The following is a 15,366-nucleotide window of genomic DNA, read 5'->3' on the forward strand; positions in this document are numbered from 1 at the left end:
TTCTGGCGACGTGGTTTCTGATTAGGCAGCGAGCACTGCATTCCAGAGTACGGTCGCAGCATGGTCTTTGAGTTGGAGGCGGCTGAGGGAGAATTGTGCCTTATGAATACGACGAAGCAGTTCCACTCCGGCAATGGTGACGGCAGCGGCGGAGAAGCTCTTGAACCCAAGCATGGGGCGAGTTCTTGACTTGATGCCTCGATGATCCTGTTCGATGAGGTTGTTCAGATACTTCGATGATCGCAATCGTGTGCGTCTTGGAAGCACGCCGTCGGTCTTCATCTCGCGCACCGCGCGATGCGAGGCGGCATAGCCGTCCAACGTAATCGTCTGCGGCGCCCGCCCTTCATGCCGGATGGCCTTACGAAAGAATGCCTTGGCTGCTGCCACGTCCCGTCTCTTGCTGAGCCGAAAGTCAACAGTCTGACCGGACTTGTCCACGGCTCGATACAGGTACGTCCACTGGCCGCGTGCCTTGATATAGGTTTCGTCCACTCGCCAGGATCTGCCAACAGGCTTGCGAAACCGGTTCCAATGCTTGATGAACTCCGGGACATATCGCCGAACCCAGCGCAGAATGGTCGTATGGGCAAGACCCAGTCCGCGTTCAGCCATCATCTCGACCAGATCGCGATAGCTCAGCTTGAAACGGAGGTACCAACGCACACATAGAATGATCACCTCCCGGTCGAAATGCCGCCCTGCAAACAACTCCTCCATGCTCCTCAGCTTGCCCAAAGTCGGTCCTCAACTTCCCGAAAACCCACTCTACTCGGTTCGATGCTCAGTTTGCACCAGAGCCGAATAAAGTCCGTTAGATCGGCAATCTCGTGCGTGGGGGAAAGCATGACATGATCAAGCCACTATCAGGGCTGAACCAACCCCACGATTGTTTGCAATAAATGGATGTATCGCTTCAGCGTCGCAGCATTGTTGTCCTTACGCCAGACAAAAACCAGAGGCAGGTCAAGCGAAAGGTCTCGCACAGGCAACAATGCGACGTGACGGGGTTTCCTATCTGTCAGAGCGGAATTGACGAAGCCTAAACCGATACCAGCGGAGATAAGACTAAGCATACTGGTCCCGTTCGTGACCTCCTGGACGATTTGCATTGGAAGTCCTGCCGCCGTGATTGTCTGTAGGAGAGCATCGTGAAATCGTGGGGCGTCCGACCGGCGGTACCAGATGAAGGGTTCGTCGCTGAGGTCCTTCAGCCGGAGGTCTCGTCGCTTTCCCCACCGGTACGTCTGTGGCACCCCCAAAAGCATTTTGTCAAACCGAAGAGGCATGTTCTCACATTCAGAGGGAATAGTTTCAAAGGAATAGCAAAAGCCTCCGTCAAGATCGCCGCACCCGATTCTCGACAATTGCTCAGCCGAAGCCATAGGTAGCAAATGCAGACTGACCTTGGGAAATTGCGATCGATATCGGTGAACGCTTTTGGGAAATGCTCCTCGCCACGATGCAGCGTCGACGAAACCTATTTGAAGGGATCCGGCTTCACCTCGTGCCGCGCGCCGAGCGGCGGATACAGCAGTCCCCATATCGTCCATGATTTTCTGGGCTTCAATTTGGAAAGCCATTCCACCGGGGCTGAGACGCAGTCCTCGTGGCAAGCGTTCAAAGAGCTGAACTCCCATCTCTCGTTCGAGATCGGCGATCTGCCGTGACAACGCCGGCTGGGCGATGCCGAGTTCTCCCGCAGCGCGCCTCATATTTTCCCTGGCAGCTACCGCGAGGAAGTATTTCAAATGTCGAAGTTCCACTGATGCCTCCAAGGTATCGAAATGCTAACCAGATAGTATTGGAAGTATCGGACGGGGACGCTTATTCTTGCAAATATTGCCGCCGATCTTTCTGCATCTGAATAAGGCCCCTACGTTTAAGAATGCTGAAATTGGTGGCCACCCGGCAACCACGCCGACGCGTTCCCAGGGGCGAACGCGCCGAGACTACCTGAAATCGAGAACTGTATATGAGTGAGAAGCTGACCGCCTATATTTGCCGTTCGTGCGCAACGCAGTTCACGCCGTCGTCCACACCGCCCAGCGAGTGCCCATTGTGCACCGACGAGCGGGGAGGTCCTATCGTCCCTGGACCAGCGTTCACCGACCTCGTTGCGATTCGCAAAGAACACAAGCAGCTAATCCATAAAATCGCACCGGAACTTTACGGCTTTGCAGCCGAGCCTAAAATTGCCATCGGCCAACGTTCCATGCTTTTGCGCTCGCCTAACGGCAACATTCTTTGGGACTGCACGCCGCTTGTCGATGACGCCACAGTAGAGTGGATCGAGATGCTTGGGGGTGTCAACGCCATCGCCCTTTCGCACCCTCACTTCTTTTCCGCTTTCGCTGAATGGAGTCACGTTCTGAAGGCGCCGGTGTATGTCCATGAGGACGATCGCGAGTGGGTCATGCGCGACGACATTCCAGTCACATATTGGTCGGGCGACCGGCACGATCTCCATGACGGAATTTCTCTTATCCGTTGCGGTGGTCATTACAAGGGAGCTTCTGTTCTGCATTGGCCTGGTGGCGCCGACGGCAAAGGCACACTGCTCACGGGGGATGTGTTGCAGGTAATCCCTGGTCGCGACCGAGTCGCTTTCATGCGCGCCTTTCCCGGCTACATTCCGCTTCCTGCGGCCTCTATCGATGCGATTGAAGCGGCACTTGATCCCTTCGAATTTGAGACCATTCATGGCGGCTGGTGGGATTTTATCGTTGCGCAGAACGGCAAGAGGGTGGTCGAAGCATCCTTGAAGCGCTACCGAGGCGCTCTTGCAACGAGCGGCGATTAATAGGAAGACTCTTGCAATACATCTAGCTAGATATGCGGTACTTTGCAGTGATGTCAGGAGATGACGGGATGGCTTCACAAAAGTTCGAGCGAGTTACCTTCGACAACGGGAACGTTCGGTTGGTCGGCCATCTCTTTAAGCCGGCTGCGGGCGTTGGACCCGGAGTCGTCGTGACTGGGTCCTGGACGACGGTCAAGGAGCAGATGGCAGATCACTATGCGGCAAAGCTAGCCGAGCAGGGGTTGACCGCTTTGACATTCGATTTCACGCATTACGGGGAGAGCGGCGGGGACATCCGCGAGTTCGAGAATCCTTTGGAAAAGGTAAAAGACATATCCGCGGCGGCGCGCTGGCTCTCAGGCATTCTGGGTGAGCCTGTTGGGGGGCTTGCGATTTGTGCCAGTGCGGGCTATATGTCTTACGCGATAGCTGAAGGCGCGCCAATTGCGGCCTTCGCATCCGTCGCGGCTTGGTTGCACAATCCGGAGACCGTCGCAACTGTTTACGGGGGTGCTGAAGGCGTGAGGCAGCGAACCCAGGATGGCGAAGCAGCAAGAAAGCTTTACCAGGATACGGGCGTGGTGCATCATGTCCCTGCTTACTCCGCGACGGATCCGAAGGCAGGAATGGGCACGGCAGTTGGCGACTACTATAGCAATCCTGCAACTGGAGCAGTGCCGGAGTGGTCCAATCGGTTGGCTGTCCTTTCCTGGCCGGAGTGGCTGGGCTACGACGGCTCGGCTCGAGCGAAGGAAGTTGAAATTCCAACCTTGATGATCCACAGTGAAGATGCTGCCTTTCCAGAGAATGTACGCAGGTTTACCGGTATGCTCGCTGGCCCGCATGAGTTGCTCTGGCGAAAGGGAACCCAGACCGACTTCTACTACAGGCCGGAACAGGGCGCAGCCCGCATCAGCTGAATCGCCAGGATGGTTCCCGAAACACCGCCGCCGACGATGACCACATCGAAATGCCTCATGGACATGAACAACCCGCTTCACTCTCTTGGCTCTGATCGAACAGAGGTCTTGAAATGTCCTAGAGGGAAAGTCCGACACTCGCGGCAGTACGAATCGCGTGTGCCGGGGCGTTCTCAATCGCCCGCATGACCTTGGCTGAACTCTCGCTAAGAGTCTCACGGTCGGTCATGCAATGCACGTCCGGAAACTCCGGGCCTTCATAGACGTCGTCAATGCCCGTGAAGTTTCGGATCTCTCCATTCCGCGCTCGCGCGTAGAGTAATTTTGGATCGCGTCGTTCACAGACCTCGAGCGGAGCATCGACGAAGACCTCCAGCATCTCCTGAAATCTGTGGCGAAGCGCAGACCGTTGTTCGCGGTAGGGTGCAATCACGGCGACCAGAACGATTACGTCGTTACGTTCCAGCAGCGATGCGAGCCAAGCGATGCGGCGCACGTTCTCTTCGCGTTCCGATCTCGAGAACCCCAGTTCGCGGCAAATACCTTCGCGCAACTCGTCGCCATCCAGCAACTCGCATCGCTCGCCAGCCTGTCGCATCTGATCGCATAGGCAGCGGGCGATTGTTGTTTTACCAGAACCACTAAGACCAGTCAGCCAGATCACCATGGGTAGTCCTCGATGAGTCTCGAAAATTGGTTGCCAAGATGCGGACAGCGGATGAACTCAGAGACTACTCCACGCCTTACGGCGACGTCTGATGCCGAATCGTCAGCCGCTGAATAGAGACAGCTTCAGCATCTCGTAGATTGAGGTCACGAGCGAGACTGCGGCGGCACCCATGACAAGGTACATGGAATACAAAATGACTTTATTTCCAGATGAGCGGCTGCTCGGTGCCTGTCGCAGTGTTGCAAGAAGGAGCGCGTAGAACACCTCGATCATGACGGCATTGAAGATGGATTGTCCATCCCAGCGGGCACGCCCCGCGGCCCAGCAACCCAAGGCCAATAGCGCGATTCCGCCCGATAACGAGAGCCAAAACCATGTCGCATCTTTCGTTTTCGTCATATGCACCGCCTCGCTCCATGTCTACGACGTAATCTTGCAGTATCCGACGACAACGCCAGCGACTGTCGCAATGATCGCAAGACCGCCCACGATCGCCTCTGGGCCGAATGCACCAAGATCGAGAGCATATTCAAGAGCAGCAGCAGCCCACTCGACAGTTGGAGCTGCCTCTTCCAGCGCCGTTGTATACGCCGCTACGGCATCAGCCGATCCGCTAGCAGCCTTCACGGAGAGGGTGAAGAGCTTCCAACCAGCCGTGAGCCATGCAGAGACGCCTCCCGCTCCGGTTCCTGCAACGGCGACCGCATCGCAGACCGTTTGCTTTTTCGACTTCGGTTTGACCTTGCAGATGAACTCAAGGTGAGCAGCGGCGTGCTTCGCATCGAACACATCGATACCCCTAGGGGACACTGGCGGCTGCTGGCGGTGAGGATGATAAGCCGCAGGTTGATAAGCCCCGGTCTCGATGGCAGCTTGAAGGGCGGCAGCGGTCAGCTTGAACACATCCGCTTGGCAGCGCAGGATCGCTGAGAGGGAGTACTGTTCCGGATTTTGAAAGACTCCAGAGGTCCCCGACGCGGACTGCGCGATCTGCGACATGTACGAATCCAGGTGAGACGTCGTTAGATCCGGATTTCGGGCGTTGAGTCGATTCAGTACCCGCGCTGAGATCGAAGGAGGTACATGCACACTTGGAACTGCGGCTGTACTTTGCGCAGCCGAAGAATCAGAAGAAGGCGAAACATGCGGAAGTGTAATCGGCAGGGTATCGACGTGGCTAGCATAAAGATGAAAGTGCGACGCCGACTTGAGCAGATCGGCGGGTGTAATCGCTTGTTGCGATGCTTTGTGGACGTGGAGGGAGATGTGGTCCATCACGTACGCATGCATCTCCCTGGAAAACTTTGCTGTTGGTTTCTTTGAGGTCGTTGTGGCACCGAAGGCATAATTGCCCGACAAAATGGCACCGGAGCCGGCCATTAGGATGCCGGAGTTGTTGAGTAATGTGCGACGAGTAAGCGTTGGCATGAATCACTCCTTAGAATTCGGCTATCAGCTTATGTAATGGATCACAGACTGCTCACGGAACACAGCATGGACATGCTGACCGCTCCGATGAGTGGGCGGGACGTGCCTACTCCTCTTCGATCGGTCCGCCGCTATCGCAACCGCCGCAGCCGCCACATCCTCCGCAGCCTCCGCAATCGCCACCGCCATCGCATCCGGAACCGTAGTCCGTACCCGTGTCCCCTCCGGTATCGGGCTCGCTGCCGGCATCCGGTTCGAACGAGTCACCTGCTTCATCCGTTGCGTCGAACAGGTCCGTGAAGTCGTTCAGGTCTCCGTTGTCCCCGTTATCTCCGCAATCGATGGTGTCGCCTGAATCGCCTGAATCGCCCGCGCCGTCGGAGCCGCCATCCGTTCCGCTGTCGGCGACCAGTTCTGGGCTAGGTCCCGCCTGTCGCGCTCCGGAAGCCGCCGCCGACTTTACCGCAACCAGCGGAAGCGCTACAGCCGACAGAGCCGCGACGGTTCGAATCAGCGAAGGACTCTCCTTCGGTTTCATCGGGCCCTGCTGAGCACTGTCTGGAACACCCTCGTCGAAATCATGCATGTTTCACCTCTTAAGTTCCTTGAGCGTTGTTTGTGTTCTATATCGTCGCGGGGCGGATGCGCGTTTTGCGCACCTTGCTCAGTCGGTGGACGAGCTTCGCAAAAGAGGGCCTGGTCATCGCAGTGAACTTGTCATGAAGTATCTGCGCCTGCTGCTTCCTCGACATCAGATACCACCCCTTCGCACCCCTGTTCGGCGGGCGTTGTGCGCTTCCATGGGCCTTCAGCATGGTGCTGATCTCGGTATCGCTTGCACCTGCCTTCAGAAGCCGCTTCACCGCTAGGGCCTCATCGTGCTCTCCGTTGCGTCTGGCCCGCAAGCGCGATACAAGATGATGCTTATCCTCACCTATGAACTTCCGGTCGCCGAAGACTGCGGCCTCGACCTTGGCGGTGACGGCCGTCGCGGTCTGGAGCTGCGTGAACAGGAAGTCAGAAGGCTCCTTATGCTTTACTTCATTGAACCAGTTATCCTTCAGCTTCCGATAAGCCTTCGGGGATAAGCTGAAGAATGGGGTCACAATACGAGTCTCGCCCTTGCGCAATATGTCGGTTTGTGCGGACGCTATTGTGCGCCCCGCGCGCGCGCGTCGCTTGCTGCCCGGCGCGGCAAACCGAAACATTGCAGTTTCATAAGTTCCCGTCGGCGTATTCGTAGTCCAAGACATGGACAACGCCCGAAGCGCAGGCCCGTGGTCGTGAGAGATCAACAGGACAAGAGGGGCGAGCGTCTGGAACCGGCTGTCCCGGGTGAGGCCAGGATACAAGCTTTCGATCTTGTCACTGAACCCAGCGTCGGAAGAGGTTAATACGGTGAGTGCCCGATCGGCCAGACTAAGGCTGTGTGAAGGCTTTTGCGTTGCGGCCTCCACGGCAACAGATGGCAAGGCAAGCGCAGCCGTACCACCCACAAGGAGCTTTCTGCGTGAAAACGTGGACGTCAATTTCATTACGCGACACCTCTTTGATAGATCAAAACGAAGCATGGCGGCGCAGACCGCACAGGCATGCAGATTCAGCGACAAAGGAGCGGATCGTTCTCGCATGGAGCGAAAAGGCCAGACACAGTGCATTCTATGAATTGCTAAGCTTATCTCGGCAAGGCAGGCAGGGGGGAGGGCCAGTAGGACTCTAAAAATGTCTTTATCATTTAGGCGATACTGTCTTTAGGACAGAAACGCACTTAAAGCAGCTGTAGATTAGCCTAAGGCTTCTGCAATGTCAACTGCTTTTCAAGAGAGACGTTGGACGTTTTCTTGCCGCTTGACCGCGTTGCCTCGTAAAGAAAAGATTAACAATCTCTTCCCGCAGCGCAGCAAATGATTTTGTTTATCCTCGTGCGTACGTCTGCATATTTTTGTTTGAATAGCAGGTGCTTGCTTCGGCAGAGCGTCATATGTCAATTGAGAAGACGCAATCGGGCTAAAGGTCATTATAAGGAGAGGCCAATCAATGCAAACAGAGTTCACCTGGCTACTGGCGCCCACCACAATAGAGAGTTTTAGGGACGATTTTTGGAGTAAAGCACCTCTTCGTATTCCCCGCAATAATGCGGACTATTATTCCGTCTTGCTTCCCGAGCATGAACTCGAATTTATACTTCAAAGCGCCTCGCGTGTTCCCCGTGCATTAGAGGTTCTTGAAGAAGAACACCGCGCGTTGCGAAATCAGTCCTTCGGCCAAGTGCTCGCCGCGTTCCGGAACGGAAAATCACTGCGCATCGATGGAATTCAGCGTTTTTCCCTTCCTCTGATGACTCTCAGCCGCGCTATGGAGCGCGTGATCGGATGTCCCATAAACATCAACCTGTATCTCACGCCTGGGGCTGGCAAGAAAGCACTTAGCCGCCACTATGACACCCATGATGTGTTTGTTCTTCAATTGTTCGGAAAAAAAGTCTGGCGTCTCTACGATCCTCCAGTCGAGGCTCCGCTTGAGCATCTACCGCTGCAACGCCGTGAAGGCATACGAGAGATGAAGTCGTTGCGCTTGCGAAACAGTCAGGACGCGCGTGACACCTGCACACTCACCGAGGAATTTGCGATGACTCCCGGCGATATGCTCTACCTTCCTCGAGGTTTTTGGCATGAAGCAGAGAGTGAGCCCGGTAAGATCTCCTGCCATCTCACGGTCGGGGTTCAACCGACGACGTACCTCGATCTGATGACTCTCGCACTGGCGAACGCTGCCTCAGCTAACCCCCGTCTACGCGCCTCGCTCCCTTATGGCTTCACCGTCGATAGAGATGCGGTAACTGAGATTTTCGAGACGATGAATGGTCTGATTCAGCATTTGCCAGCGGATCTACAGGTACCCGAAGCGTTGGGACAACTTATGTCGATCACGCTGCGTGGGACGCGAGCCGGGTTCGAGAGTCATATCTTGCAGCCGGTCGATACGCAGCTCTCCGACTACGTTCAGGGAGATACTCCTTTACGCGTCGGAAAGGGCGTCGTGTTCGGAATCGACAGCAGCCTGTCACCTGCAGTCTTCGTCTCGGGCTCTAAACGGTTTCAGATCACGGAAGCGTATGAGCAAGCATGCCGCTTCATCGCGAGGATCGGCGAGTTCACCCCTGCCCAGGTCCCAGGCGAACTCGGTCTGACGGAAAAGCTGATACTCTGCCGTCAACTCGTCTCGGAGAACGTACTCGTACTCTCCACGCCGATGGCATCAGCCTCGCCGGCAAGTCCAGCGTTGTTCGAAGCACAGCGAAAGCCGCAATGGATTCCCTTCCGCATCGATCTCAATCAGCGCAGCGTCAGATGGATCGACATCGGTCTCCGGCCCTTTACTGAACCCTTTCTCCATCAAACGATACGAAGCCTGCAAAAGAGTGTTCCAAGTACCAAGACCAAAGCCACTCCTCTCCGCGCGCTGTTGAAGGTGCAAGAGAAGACGAGGCTGGCGGGCCTGATCTTTCATATCTCTCGCTGTGGTTCGACGTTGCTCTCTAATAGCTTGAAGCATGTGGATCGAGCGATCGTAGTCTCTGAACCTCAGCCCGTTGGAGCGATTCTCGATCTGCGGGCACGAGCAGAAGGCGGGGAAGATATAGAGCGGGCAGGGATGCTTCTCAAGGGCGTCGTGCAGGCCTACGGTATACCCAGGATGGGAGACGAGGAGAGTCTCGTCCTAAAACTTTCGAGCTGGAATTTGCTGCACCTCGAGACATTTCGGGCAATCTGGCCCGGTGTACCAATGGTCATCGTCGTGCGGGACCCGCTCGAGACTGCGGTCTCCTGCATCGAAGATCCGCCCGGCTGGATGCAGTGGCAGAAGAAAAGCCCATCGAAGCTGGAGCGGGCGTTCGGTTGGACGAAAGACGAGATACAGGCGATGTCGGCGGAGATCTTCTGCGCGCGCATGCTCGGCATGTTCCTTTCTCTGGCGCGGCAGGCTGCGGCGGCAGGCTCCCTGATTGTCGATTATCGCGATCTCACTCCAGATCGGGTAAATGAGATCGCGAAGCTCTTCGGCCTTGCCGTCACGCCAGACGCGCAAAGACTGATCGTTGAGAACTTCTCTCGTTACTCCAAAGATCCGGATCTAAAGCGGAAGCACCAAGACGACATCGCCCGGAAGCGCAATCAGGCCAGCGAGGAGCTTGCTTCTGCGATCGAGCAGTGGGCGCAGCCCTCGTATCGTGAGCTGAACCAATTTTTCGCCGGCAACACAGAAACAGCCGATCGTCATGAATAGATTCGGGCGAACGGCATCACTGGAATTGGAAGACCTCGTACAGCCGTGGGGCGGTCTTTTCAGCTCTTCGGCGACGCATGAGACCTCGGCCATCGAGCCGCGCTATGCCATCCGTGTGGCGCGTTCCGGTGACCTAGGCAGGCTCTGGGGCATTGACCCCTTCAACCGTGCGGTCGGAGAGCAGCCGATCGTTCTTAGTGGTTCAGGAGTCGATCTAAGCAGTGACGCAACGCTGATCCCAGCACTGGCCGAAGGAGTCGAGCGCTACTGCGCCACGACATACAGCGAAGGACAATTCGTGCAAGCAACCGCTGATGAACTGGGTGTCGCCGCGCTTGACCTCGACAGCATTCCTCAGTGCAGCGACACGGAACTAGCTGACCCTCGATGCCCCTTGAAGCGGCCATGTAAGACCGAGCAGATTCGCTGGATAAAGGGCGTTTGTTTGCTGTCGGGAGAGATCACGTACGTCCCCGCGGTGCTGGCGTATCTGTATCTGAAGCCGACTTCGCCAGCGGAACGGTTGTGTATCCAGATCACAACCGGATGTTCCGCGCATCGAACCTATGAGCAGTCTCTGCTCGGCGGACTGATGGAGCTAGTAGAGCGGGACGCGATCGGTCTGACATGGCTACAGAAGCTTCCCTTGCCGCGCGTGGAGTTTAGCGAGATTCCAGATCGGCTCGTCCCTTACTGGCAGAGTTATCTCCAGGCCTCGAAGCATCTCGAATATCTCTTCTTTGATGCAACGACAGACATGGGCGTGCCCACTGTCTATGGCCTCCAGCGGTCTCTCATCGATCCGCAGCTCGCCACCATCGTCTGCTGTGCGAGTGCTTCCGATCCGGTCGACGCCGTGATAAAGGTCATGCGCGATTTCGCTTCAGTCCGCCGCTACATTCGCCATGCGCATGCTCCACCTGCGGCATTCGGCGACTTCACGGAGCTATCGCATGGCGCGGCTTTTATGGCTCGGTCAGAACAGATGCACGCCTTCGACTTCCTGACGAACTCAGGAAGGACAGTGCGCCTTGACGAGATGAAGACGCTTCCTCAATCCGACGACTCTTCGATGACGTTGAGGCTGCTTTTGGAGAGAGTCCGTTCCAAAGGAATGCACGTCTACGCGGTCGACCTCACCAGCGACGAAGCTTTGCGCTGCGGCCTCAGGGCTGTGCGCGTCATCGTACCTGAGCTGCAACCCTTTGCCTTCCATTATCGCGCCCGTTATCTCGGCCACCCGCGGCTGTATGGAGCTCCGCGGCTGATGGGACTCCCATCGTATCGCGAAGAAGAGTTGAATCACTGGCCGCAGCCATTTGCCTAGAAAAATCGTCTACGCACCTTCATTGAGATCCTCTTGAAGCGAATCCTCTATCAAGCACCGGACAGTTTTGGCGAAGATGTCTATTGCTATCTCGCGCAGCTATGTCCCGATGTCACGTTCCTACGGGTGGCCTTTGCTTCGCCGTTCGATGGCCCGATGCCTTCCGATTTCGACGCGTTCCTTGTCGTCGCAAGTGCGCAGGCTGCGGAGTTGTGCACTCTCTTCGACGACCTCGCGCACCGACAAGCTAAGCCCCTCCTGACGCTGCTGATTGAAGAAAATTGTCTTCGCCTGGGCCCTCTAGTGATGCCACGGTCAGGACCGTGCTGGCAATGTGCCTATCGAAGGCAACAACAACATACGCAGGTGGCCAGCGACAGAGGCCTGTCGAATGCCAGTGCATCGATGGCTGCAGCGCAGCCGACTGCACTGGATATGCAGGAAAAGATATTTCAACCGATCCTGCTTCTTGCGGCGGCCCGCATCGCACACCTGCTTCGTACAATTGACAACGGCTGTGCGGTCGCGGGCTCAGTATGGCAGATGAACCTGCTTACATTGCAAGTCCAGCAGAGCACCGTCGTCGGGATACACGGATGCCCAAAGTGCGGCTTGCAGCGTTCCCTTAACTTGCTCAGCACAGGTGAATTACAGCAGACGATCAAAAATCTCTGGGCACCGACCGCGGAGGCAGAGTGAGCGATCTTTTGAAAACGCTTGAAGGGATCCCGAAGGCCACAGCGAACTATGTGCGAACCATCCTAGGGTTTGAGAGCAAGGGTCCGGAAGAATCCACGCCCGGAGAAAATCTACAGATTGACGCAGCATGTTATCGTATCGCAGCAACCAGGATCATGATTGCGGCACTGCCGGACGTACACGTCGCTCTCTCTGGCTACCTGCTGTCTTCGCTAAAAGATGTTGGCTTTAATAGAGTGGTACTCGAATCAGTAACAGGCCTGAACGAGAGGCTGGCAGACGACAATATCGGCGATGAGCCTCTCCTGATTCTGTCTGTAGCATCCTCGTTTGGGAAAACGAGCACACATGAAGACGCTGAAGCATTCTTATATACGAAGTGTCTACGGCCCGGAATAAGCTGGTTTCGGACATTCTTAGATATCGGCCAGGGCATCGCCGAGATCGGGCCTGTATTCACTGAGCGCACAAGCTGCCTTACGTGCTTTAAGAGACTGCATGGTTGCTCGGAGGAGAGGTCTGCCGGATTCCCACGTCGTATGGAAAACGAGACGGCATTGTTCTGTGCCGGCCTTATAGCGACAAAGCTCATCGCATATATCGTTCTCGATCGGGATGGATCGTCGAACCGCAGCTTCACGCGATTCCGGACAGACGACTGGACAAATAAGGATCTCTTTGCCGTCTCTCTCGCCGGTTGTGATCGATGCGCTCCCAGGATCAAGAGTGCGGAGACAGAGCGCTCACCCTCACTACAGCTTCATGCGGCTGTTGTCTTCGAACAAGCTCTTTCGGTGCATCCCGCGAAGCCGCGCGGCGGAGCGTCGGTCGAAGATTTAGAGAAGCTCTACAAAGAGCTGGCGTCGCAATCTAAGGTCCTTCGAAACTGTATACAATTACCGCTGGATCGAAGTCCGGCAGCGCTGCCTGGGAACCTACTCAAGCTGCTTCGAGAGCCCTCGGCAAATCCTGAGGCGACCCTTTCGGCCGCGAAACTGGCGGCATTGCTTACGCTGACGGCAGGAATACGGCATCGCGGGACACCGGAAAGACCCGTCCGGCGCTGGGCAGCAAGCGGGGGAAATCTTGGCTCGGTGGAACTCTTCCTGGTCACCCGCGGGGTAGCTGGTCTTTCCGCAGGTACCTTTTTCTATCAGCCGAAACAGCACACGTTGGCCAGATTGGAGCGATGGGTGGAACCCTTTTCGGTGGAGGAGGCAATACATCTGCTTACTCCCGCTGCGCCGGATGCCCAGGCTGTTATCGTTTTCACCTCAGCCTTGAGCAGGCTCAAGAGCAAATATGGGCCATTTGCTTACAAGTTGTCGAATCTGGATACAGGGGTCGCCATCGCTCAGATGCATCTGGTCGCGCGAAGTCTGGGTTTATGGTCGCAGACACAGACTCTCTGGCCGGATGACGTGGCCGAGTCCATGTGTGCACTCTCTGCAAAGCATGAGCGCGTCACAGCCGTTGTTGCTCTTTCGGGCGTCAGGACGAACACTCTAACGTCAGCGGGAGTCCGAAAGTATCGGCTTGCAATAGCAAACGAGACCGCCATGAGCGAGATCTCTTGCCTTGGCACGGACGACCTGCTCGACCATTTGTGTGCACAGAGCCGCACCGTACAGGCTTCTCTGATCACCACCTCTGCGGCGCCTGGCGGTCGGGACGCGCCTGAGATCGAACACTTTGAAAGGTTGGTGCCGCCGAATATCATGCACACCTTATCTATCGGTGCTGTCCTCACCGGAAGGCGCAGTGTTCGTAGCTTCTCTTCATCGCCGGTTCAGCTCGAGCAGATCGGCACTCTGCTCTACAACGCGAACGCCTCCGACTCGATCAATTGGCCCAGCGAGGACACAGACGATCGATCACTGGTCTTCTTTCTCGCAGCGAAGAGAGTGGAAGGGCTGACGCCCGCTCTGTACCGCTTCGATGCCCGAGATCATATGCTCCATGCAGCGAGTGCGCTGCCCACGCCGAATCAGGAAAAGATCTTCTTTCGAGGGCACGACTATTCCTCGTCTGCATTCTTCGTCTGGATCTGCGGCAATCTACAGGCCGCCTGTGACAGTCAGGGTGCCTTCGGCTACCGTTCACTCTTACTTCGCGCGGGTGCAGCGGGGAACAGTATGTGGCTCTCGGCGCTCGCGCTCAATCTGGGTGGCAGCCTCATTGCGGGAATCGATTCCAATGCCGGAGGCCTTCCCCGGACGGCCCCTTATTATGCTGGTCTGCTCGGCTTCATAGGAGGGGTCAGCGGGGTCTCATAAGAGTTTGGGGCAGGTGTCACGCTGCATGTCGTTTTTCCTTTACCTGTAGCGAAGTGCGTGAGCACCGACCTCAAGAAGAGAGCTGTTCGGTCTGCAAGGGCAAGCTGAAGAAGCTTGGAGAAGATGTCTCCGAGATGCTGGAGTATGTGCCCGTCAGCTTCAAGGTCGTTCGCCATGTCCGGCCTCGGATGTGTTGCACAGGATGCGACCGTATCGTGCAGGCGCCGGCACCTTCACGGCCCATCGATCGCGGCATGGCCGGACCCGGAATGCTCGCTCACTTCCTCACGGCCAAGTTCTGCGATCACTTGCCGCTCTATCGCCAGTCGGCGATCGATACTCAGGAAGGTGTCGAACTGGATCGTTCCACCCTGGCCAGATAGGTCGAAGAGAGCAGCTCGTTGCTTGGTAAGCGTTTGGTCTTCCCATCTGGCGCGTGTGCCGATGTGGGCCTGACGATAAGTGGATGGAAGCTCCTGGGGTGTTGGTCCGGCAGGTCAGGAAGCGTCGTTCTGCTGCTGAGAAGCGGCTGATTGTGGAGCAGGCCTTGGAGCCGGGTGCAAGCGTTGCACGAGTGGCTCGTGCTCACGGACTGAACGCGAACGTGGTGTTCAACTGGCGCCGCTTGTATAGCGAGGGCAAGCTGTCTGTCGAGACGGCTCAAGCGATGTGGAAGGTCATGCAGACCCCGCCGCGATCCGTGCAGTGCTTGAGGTTTTGCGAGGGTGATCGATCTTCTCGTGAAGGAGCAGGGCGCGGGCACGCGGATCCAGAGAGACTGTACCACTCGAAGCCTGGGGCCACACAAGAGCCGTGCTCAGTTGTCGATGTTGCTCGAAGGGATCGACTGGAGAGCGCCTCTTCGCACCGCCGAACGGGTGATGAGTGTTTAAGGTTTCGTCCAGTGTTCACAAGGGTTTTCTTCTGTTAAGTGGGGCGTGATTGTGGCATACTTC

14 protein-coding genes and 1 pseudogene are annotated in these 15,366 nt (G+C 56.5%); 8 read left to right on the forward strand and 7 right to left on the reverse strand.

Annotated elements, in window-relative coordinates; translation table 11 throughout:
- Positions 1–21: 21 nt before the first annotated feature.
- Together HDF16_RS27515 and HDF16_RS27520 are read right to left on the reverse strand one after the other, a co-directional pair.
- Complete coding sequence (locus HDF16_RS27515; protein WP_432432297.1) at positions 22–729, reverse strand: IS6 family transposase; 708 nt, start codon at positions 727–729, stop codon at positions 22–24.
- A 137-nt stretch (positions 730–866) separates the two neighbouring features.
- A complete protein-coding gene (locus HDF16_RS27520; protein ID WP_221313305.1) occupies positions 867–1,766 on the reverse strand; it encodes a LysR family transcriptional regulator in 900 nt (299 codons plus the stop codon).
- A 209-nt stretch (positions 1,767–1,975) separates the two neighbouring features.
- Here HDF16_RS27520 and HDF16_RS27525 point away from each other — a divergent pair, with 209 nt between their 5' ends.
- The gene (locus HDF16_RS27525; RefSeq protein ID WP_184223728.1) at positions 1,976–2,803 is read left to right on the forward strand and encodes an MBL fold metallo-hydrolase; all 828 of its coding nucleotides are present in this window, start codon (positions 1,976–1,978) and stop codon (positions 2,801–2,803) included.
- Between the two features lie 68 nt (positions 2,804–2,871).
- A complete protein-coding gene (locus HDF16_RS27530) occupies positions 2,872–3,723 on the forward strand; it encodes an alpha/beta hydrolase (RefSeq protein WP_184223730.1) in 852 nt (283 codons plus the stop codon).
- Positions 3,724–3,841: 118 nt separating this feature from the next.
- On the opposite strand, the gene cysC is transcribed toward HDF16_RS27530, so the two are convergent.
- The 5 genes from cysC to HDF16_RS27555 all read right to left on the reverse strand — a co-directional run bounded on the left by cysC (position 3,842) and on the right by HDF16_RS27555 (position 7,356).
- Entirely contained in the window at positions 3,842–4,438 is a 597-nt protein-coding gene (cysC, locus tag HDF16_RS27535) for an adenylyl-sulfate kinase (RefSeq protein WP_281383586.1), read from the reverse strand.
- Between the two features lie 54 nt (positions 4,439–4,492).
- Positions 4,493–4,792: a hypothetical protein gene (locus HDF16_RS27540; RefSeq protein ID WP_184223734.1), complete on the reverse strand. Its 300-nt coding sequence runs from the start codon at positions 4,790–4,792 to the stop codon at positions 4,493–4,495.
- A gap of 21 nt (positions 4,793–4,813) precedes the next feature.
- Positions 4,814–5,821, reverse strand: coding sequence for a hypothetical protein (locus HDF16_RS27545; protein ID WP_184223736.1), 1,008 nt, complete (start codon positions 5,819–5,821; stop codon positions 4,814–4,816).
- Between the two features lie 106 nt (positions 5,822–5,927).
- Entirely contained in the window at positions 5,928–6,407 is a 480-nt protein-coding gene (locus HDF16_RS27550) for a hypothetical protein (RefSeq protein ID WP_184223738.1), read from the reverse strand.
- A 37-nt stretch (positions 6,408–6,444) separates the two neighbouring features.
- Entirely contained in the window at positions 6,445–7,356 is a 912-nt protein-coding gene (locus tag HDF16_RS27555) for a hypothetical protein (protein ID WP_184223740.1), read from the reverse strand.
- Positions 7,357–8,065: 709 nt separating this feature from the next.
- Between HDF16_RS27555 and HDF16_RS27560 the strand changes: the two genes are divergently transcribed.
- The 6 genes and pseudogenes from HDF16_RS27560 to HDF16_RS32255 all read left to right on the forward strand — a co-directional run bounded on the left by HDF16_RS27560 (position 8,066) and on the right by HDF16_RS32255 (position 15,341).
- Entirely contained in the window at positions 8,066–10,108 is a 2,043-nt protein-coding gene (locus HDF16_RS27560) for a JmjC domain-containing protein (protein ID WP_348641452.1), read from the forward strand.
- Complete coding sequence (locus HDF16_RS27565; RefSeq protein ID WP_184223744.1) at positions 10,101–11,435, forward strand: YcaO-like family protein; 1,335 nt, start codon at positions 10,101–10,103, stop codon at positions 11,433–11,435. Before HDF16_RS27560 ends, HDF16_RS27565 begins: the two co-directional genes overlap by 8 nt.
- A 33-nt stretch (positions 11,436–11,468) precedes the next feature.
- The gene (locus HDF16_RS27570) at positions 11,469–12,134 is read left to right on the forward strand and encodes a TOMM precursor leader peptide-binding protein (RefSeq protein WP_184223746.1); all 666 of its coding nucleotides are present in this window, start codon (positions 11,469–11,471) and stop codon (positions 12,132–12,134) included.
- A 539-nt stretch (positions 12,135–12,673) separates the two neighbouring features.
- Positions 12,674–14,410: a SagB family peptide dehydrogenase gene (locus tag HDF16_RS27575; RefSeq protein WP_184223748.1), complete on the forward strand. Its 1,737-nt coding sequence runs from the start codon at positions 12,674–12,676 to the stop codon at positions 14,408–14,410.
- A gap of 59 nt (positions 14,411–14,469) precedes the next feature.
- Positions 14,470–14,787: pseudogene (locus HDF16_RS27580) on the forward strand (IS66 family transposase zinc-finger binding domain-containing protein); the annotation flags it as partial.
- An 89-nt stretch (positions 14,788–14,876) separates the two neighbouring features.
- Positions 14,877–15,341: a transposase gene (locus tag HDF16_RS32255; protein ID WP_184223750.1), complete on the forward strand. Its 465-nt coding sequence runs from the start codon at positions 14,877–14,879 to the stop codon at positions 15,339–15,341.
- Positions 15,342–15,366 lie beyond the last annotated feature (25 nt).

The sequence above is a fragment of the Granulicella aggregans genome (genome assembly GCF_014203275.1).
In the GTDB taxonomy this organism is placed as follows: Bacteria; Acidobacteriota; Terriglobia; order Terriglobales; family Acidobacteriaceae; genus Edaphobacter.

What these genes read in the sequence shown, in the direction of transcription:
- HDF16_RS27545 (WP_184223736.1), bottom strand. Translation starts at nt 5,821, where the DNA reads ATGCCAACGCTTACTCGTCGCACATTACTCAACAACTCCGGCATCCTA.
- HDF16_RS27555 (WP_184223740.1), bottom strand. Translation starts at nt 7,356, where the DNA reads ATGAAATTGACGTCCACGTTTTCACGCAGAAAGCTCCTTGTGGGTGGT.
- HDF16_RS27575 (WP_184223748.1), top strand. Translation starts at nt 12,674, where the DNA reads ATGGAAAACGAGACGGCATTGTTCTGTGCCGGCCTTATAGCGACAAAG.
- HDF16_RS27550 (WP_184223738.1), bottom strand. Translation starts at nt 6,407, where the DNA reads ATGCATGATTTCGACGAGGGTGTTCCAGACAGTGCTCAGCAGGGCCCG.
- HDF16_RS27525 (WP_184223728.1), top strand. Translation starts at nt 1,976, where the DNA reads ATGAGTGAGAAGCTGACCGCCTATATTTGCCGTTCGTGCGCAACGCAG.
- HDF16_RS27565 (WP_184223744.1), top strand. Translation starts at nt 10,101, where the DNA reads ATGAATAGATTCGGGCGAACGGCATCACTGGAATTGGAAGACCTCGTA.
- HDF16_RS32255 (WP_184223750.1), top strand. Translation starts at nt 14,877, where the DNA reads ATGGAAGCTCCTGGGGTGTTGGTCCGGCAGGTCAGGAAGCGTCGTTCT.
- HDF16_RS27530 (WP_184223730.1), top strand. Translation starts at nt 2,872, where the DNA reads ATGGCTTCACAAAAGTTCGAGCGAGTTACCTTCGACAACGGGAACGTT.
- HDF16_RS27540 (WP_184223734.1), bottom strand. Translation starts at nt 4,792, where the DNA reads ATGACGAAAACGAAAGATGCGACATGGTTTTGGCTCTCGTTATCGGGC.